The organism is Bradyrhizobium sp. RD5-C2, from assembly GCF_019972155.1.
Lineage (GTDB): Bacteria > Pseudomonadota > Alphaproteobacteria > Rhizobiales > Xanthobacteraceae > Bradyrhizobium.
Window position 1 is genome coordinate 242540 of record NZ_BOVL01000009.1, and the last position, 4989, is coordinate 247528.

Here is a 4989-nt window from a genome sequence, read left to right on the forward strand (position 1 = left end):
TCAGCGCGTCGGACAGCTCGGCCATCATCTCCGGACTGAAGGCGTTCTTCTTCGCGGGATTGTCGATGATGATCTTCAGGATGTGATCATGCCGCTCGTGGCGGACCCGCCCTTCGCTCGCGCTGCCGGACATCTGTTGCTCCCTGCTTTGTGACTGAGAATTTTTCTGGATGATGGTTGTCATCCAGGTGCATGATGGTCATAATCCAGATGGAGAGTCAAACAGGGGCACTGCGAAATGGGCCATTCCCAGGCCGACAAGGCCAGGAGCCGGGAGCGCATCCTGAACGAGGCGGCGACGCAGATCCGCGACAAGGGGATCGACGCGCTCAGCATCGGCGGCCTGATGCAGCAGGTGAAGCTGACCCATGGCGGCTTCTATGGGCACTTTGCCTCGCGTTCCGACCTGATCGCCGCGGCGCTGCAACAGGCGCTGAATTCAGGCGAAGCGTCGGCGCACGCAGCGCGCGATCCCGAAAGACCGGTCAGCGTCAACGCGCTGGTGCGGAGCTATCTTAGCCGTAGTCATCGCAACTCGCCGAAGTCGGGCTGCGCGATCGGCGCGCTGATCTCCGACGTCGGACGCGCCGGCGAGCAGTGCCGCGCGGTGATGGAACCGCACATTGAATCCTTCATCGCCAAGGTCACCGAGACGTTGGGCGACGACGACGATGCCCGCGCGATCGTCGCGGTGAGTGCAATGGTCGGTGCGCTCGCGATCTCGCGCGTCATCACCGATCCGAAGCGGTCTGATGCCATTCTGCGCACGGTGCGCGATGCCATCGTCGCGATGGCGTCAGACCAATGATTTCGCCCGCGCCGCGGGCAACTTGATGGAGTGAGCCATGAACGACCAACCCATCCTTGAGCAGACCGCCGTGCAAGGAAGCGTGCTGATTGCCGGCGTCGGCGCATCCAACGGCCTCGGCGCCGCGATCGCGCGTCGCTTTGCCGCCGGCGGCTATCCCGTCGCGATCGCCGGGCGCAACGCCGAGAAGCTCGCCGCGACGGCGGCGGAACTCGCGGCAACCGGCGCCAGGGTCAGCCATGTCGTCGGTGATGCCTCAAATGCCGCGGATGTCGGCCGCTTCGTCGAGGCGGCCGGGAAGCTCGCGCCGCTGGCGATGGCCGTGCACAATGCAGGCTCCAACCGGCCGGCGCCGTTCCTCAAGGTCACCGAGCAGCGCTTCGAGGAGCACTGGCGCGAACACGCGCTCGGCGGTTTCCAGCTCGCGCAGGCTGCGATCCCTGCCTTGCTGGCGCGCGGCGGCGGCACGCTGGTGTTCACCGGTGCCAGCGGCTCGTTGCGCGGCAAGGCCAACTACGCGCCATTCGCCTCCGCCAAGGCAGCGCTGCGCGCGATGGCGCAGAGCGTGGCGCGGGAATTCGGGCCGCAGGGCATCCATGTCGGCCATGTCGTGGTCGACGGCGGCATCGAGGGCGATCGCCTGCTGAGCCTGCGTCCGCAATTGAAGGACGACCGCGGGCCGGATGGGCTGCTCAACATCGCAGCCATCGCCGACGCCTATTGGGTGCTGCATCACCAGCATCGCAGTGCCTGGACGCTGGAGCTCGACCTGCGGCCATGGGCGGAGTCGTTCTGACGGCACCGCGCCGTCGTCGTTCTCCAGCGGAAATGGGTTGCGATCCGCCGGAATCTTGTCAGGCTGTGCGACAAGATCCGAGGAGATCGCAGCCCTGTCCCGGGAGAAGGCCATGTCGCAGCCCACGCCGATCCTGCATCATTTCGATCAATCGCCGTTCTCCGAGAAGATCCGCATCATCTTCGGCTTCAAGAAGCTTGCCTGGAACTCGGTACGGATTTCCCGGATCATGCCGCGGCCGGATCTGATGCCGATGACCGGCGGCTATCGCCGCACGCCGACGATGCAGATCGGCGCGGACATCTATTGCGACACCCAAATCATCATCCGCGAACTGGAGCGGCGCTATCCGACGCCGACGCTGTTTCCCGCGGGCCATGCCGGAATGCCCTGGGCGCTCGGCATGTGGACCGACCGGCCGTTCTTCCAGAACACGGTCACCCTTGCGTTCGGCTTTATCGGAGACAAGGTCCCGCAGGATTTCATCGAGGATCGCGAGAAGCTGCGCGGCGCCAAGTTCGATGTCGCTGCCATGACCGCGGCGCTGCCGCAGATGCGCGACCAATTCCGCGCCCATGTCGACTGGATCGAGGCGCAACTTGGCGATGGCCGATCGTGGCTGTTCGGCGAGTTCAGCCTCGCCGACGTCAGCGCCTACATGAACGTGTGGTACGCCCGGCAAAGTGTCGCAACGATGGACGAGATCATGAAGCCCTTCCCGCGCGCTACGGCCTGGGAGGAGCGCGTGCGCGGCATCGGTCACGGCGCGCGCACCGAAATGTCGTCAGCCGACGCGCTCGAGATCGCGGCGAAGGCACAGCCGGAGACGCCGGTTTTCGGCGATCCCTTGGATCCGAACGGTCGCAAGCCCGGCGACATCGTCAGCGTGATGCCGGATGACTACGGCAAGATCCCGGTCCGCGGTGAGATCGTCTCGCTGTCGGCACAGCACATCGCGATCCGCCGGTCCGACGAACGCGCAGGCGAGGTCGTGGTGCATTTCCCGCGGGCCGGCTTCCTGGTCATCCCGGGCTGATCGCCGCAGTCCCGGCCACGGGCCGGATACAAGCGTCCTGGAAACGCTGCGTTTCGCAGCGTGGCCTTGCCGGCCGGCGAACAGGCAATACCTGCACTCTATCTCCAACCGAAGGCTCCACAGCGCAGGCTCGCGGACATCTCCGCAGCAATACGACCTTTCGGCCTGCGTGCGATGGGTGGCCCGTGGCGGATGCTCCGCCACGCCGACAACTGGACTATGTGATGACGACCTCTCTCGAATTCGGGCTCGACACATTCGGCGACGTCACCAAGGACGCTGCCGGCGCCCCGCTGCCCCACGCCCAGGTGATCCGCAACGTCGTCGACGAGGCGGTGCTGGCGGATCAGCTCGGGATCGATTTCATCGGGCTTGGCGAGCACCACCGGGCCGACTTTGCGATCTCCTCCCCCGAGACCGTGCTGGCGGCCATCGCCGCGCGTACCCAAAACATCCGTCTCGGCTCGGCGGTGACCGTGCTGAGCTCGGACGATCCGATCCGCGTCTTCCAGCGCTTCGCGACCGTCGACGCGGTCTCGAACGGCCGCGCCGAGGTGATCCTCGGCCGCGGCTCGTTCACCGAATCGTTCCCGCTGTTCGGCTTCGACCTCCGGCAATACAGCGAGTTGTTCGAGGAGAAGCTCGACCTGTTCACCGAGCTCCTGAAGCAGGAGCCGGTGAGCTGGGAGGGCAAGCTGCGGCCGCCGCTCAGCGGCCAGTCGGTCTATCCGCCGGTCGAGCACGGCCGGCTCAAGACCTGGATCGGCGTCGGCGGCAGCCCCGAATCGGTGGTGCGCGCGGCGCATTACGACCTGCCGCTGATGCTCGCCATCATCGGCGGCGATCCCAAGCGCTTTGCGCCCTATGTCGACCTGCACCAGCGCGCCTACCAGCAGTTCGGCCGGACGCCGAAGCCGATCGGCGTGCATTCGCCAGGCTACGTTGCCGAGACGGACGCGCAAGCTCGGGAAGAACTGTGGCCCGACTACAAGGTCATGCGTGACCGGATCGGCAAGGAGCGCGGCTGGCCGCCGATGAGCCGCGACGAGTTCGTGGCCGAGGCCGAACACGGCTCGCTCTATGTCGGCGGACCGGAAACCGTCGCCCGCAAGATCGCGGCGACCGTGAAGGCGCTCGGCGCTGCGCGCTTCCAGCTGAAATATTCGGCGGGCCCGCTGCCGCATGAGAAGCTGATGAAGAGCATCGAGCTCTATGGCCGCAAGGTGGTGCCGCTGGTGCGCGACATGCTCGCCGCCTGATCGGCGAGAGCGAACTTGCAAAGCAAAACCCCCGGCGTTTTGGCGCCGGGGGCTCTGTTAGATCTTTGTCAGATCAACCGGGATCACCAGTTGCGCTGGACTTTGAGCATCATGGTCAGGGTGTTCTGATTCTTCAGCTCGTAAATCGCAGCCGGCTTGCCGAGAGCGGCGCTGCCGGGGAACGCGACCGTACCGGCAAACTTCTGATCCAGATGGGTGTAGGTCAAGTCACCCGTGAAGGTCAGGTTCTTGACGGGGGTCCACTGGGTCTGCGTGCCGATCTGCGCGATGCTGTAAGTCCGGGTTGCAGGAGGTGATGCCTGCGACAGCCGCACCGAGGAACAGCACCCCAAGTACCACCCACACCGTTGCCGCCGGGGTGCGGACGAGGGTCTTGGCGCACCGGTGCCGCCGAAGATGGTGTTGGCGCCAGCCGGACCACTGAGGTCGTGGATGTTGTAGCGCGTCGCAAGCGGATTGCTCCGGTTGTCCTCATGTCGTGCTTTCACGAGACTTTTGATGGACGCGCAGAGGGGCGCGGGCTAAGGCTCAATGACATTCTCTCTCGCATCCTCCGGAAGCTTCCCGTGAGTGGCAGGCAAAGCAATTTCCTCGCTCAAGCGCTGCAACAAGGCGCGATGGCGTTACGAACGCAGCAATTCGCTCAGGCGGAGCAGATTGCAGTCAACATCCTGAAATCCAGCCGCACGGACAGGAACGCAGCGCTTCTGCTCGCCCATGCTTTGAGGGGACAGAAGCGGGAAGCCGAGGCGATTGCGCCGCTCGAGCGGGTTGCGCGCCGCGGCGACGATGGCGAGGTCGAGACCTTGCTTGGCGCATTGTTGTGCGGTGCGGGGCGGGCCACGGACGGCTTGGCACAGCTTCGGCGCACGGTTGCACGCCGCCCGCCATATCTCCCTTCATTTCAGGAACTCGCCGGCCAGCTCGCCAAGGCCGGTCAATACGACGAGGCGATCAGCACGGTCGAGGCCGGCCTGGCGCTGGTCCCCGACAGCGTCGATCTGAAGCTTGATCTCGGGCGGCTGCTGCATGATACCGATGACTTCGCGCGGGCTGCGCATGTCCTGAC

The 4989-nt window shown here is 65.4% G+C and carries 6 protein-coding genes; 5 read left to right on the top strand and 1 reads right to left on the bottom strand.

All coding sequences use genetic code 11. The features are described from left to right. Positions 1-238: 238 nt before the first annotated feature. The 4 genes from BraRD5C2_RS10750 to BraRD5C2_RS10765 all read left to right on the top strand — a co-directional run bounded on the left by BraRD5C2_RS10750 (position 239) and on the right by BraRD5C2_RS10765 (position 3899). On the top strand, positions 239-808 hold the full coding sequence (locus BraRD5C2_RS10750) for a TetR/AcrR family transcriptional regulator (RefSeq protein WP_223968243.1): 570 nt from the start codon (positions 239-241) through the stop codon (positions 806-808). 37 nt (positions 809-845) lie between these two features. Continuing rightward, a complete protein-coding gene (locus tag BraRD5C2_RS10755; protein WP_223968244.1) occupies positions 846-1604 on the top strand; it encodes an SDR family NAD(P)-dependent oxidoreductase in 759 nt (252 codons plus the stop codon). Positions 1605-1716: 112 nt separating this feature from the next. After that, positions 1717-2640, top strand: coding sequence for a glutathione S-transferase family protein (locus tag BraRD5C2_RS10760; RefSeq protein WP_223968245.1), 924 nt, complete (start codon positions 1717-1719; stop codon positions 2638-2640). Between the two features lie 224 nt (positions 2641-2864). Continuing rightward, positions 2865-3899 (top strand): LLM class flavin-dependent oxidoreductase, encoded by a 1035-nt coding sequence (locus BraRD5C2_RS10765; protein ID WP_223968246.1) that lies wholly within the window; start codon positions 2865-2867, stop codon positions 3897-3899. An 83-nt stretch (positions 3900-3982) separates the two neighbouring features. On the opposite strand, the gene BraRD5C2_RS10770 is transcribed toward BraRD5C2_RS10765, so the two are convergent. Continuing rightward, positions 3983-4234: a porin gene (locus BraRD5C2_RS10770; protein ID WP_223968247.1), complete on the bottom strand. Its 252-nt coding sequence runs from the start codon at positions 4232-4234 to the stop codon at positions 3983-3985. Between the two features lie 114 nt (positions 4235-4348). On the opposite strand from BraRD5C2_RS10770, the gene BraRD5C2_RS10775 reads away from it, so the two are divergent. Continuing rightward, the coding region (locus BraRD5C2_RS10775; RefSeq protein WP_374707976.1) for a tetratricopeptide repeat protein at positions 4349-4989 on the top strand (641 nt) is incomplete at its 3' end.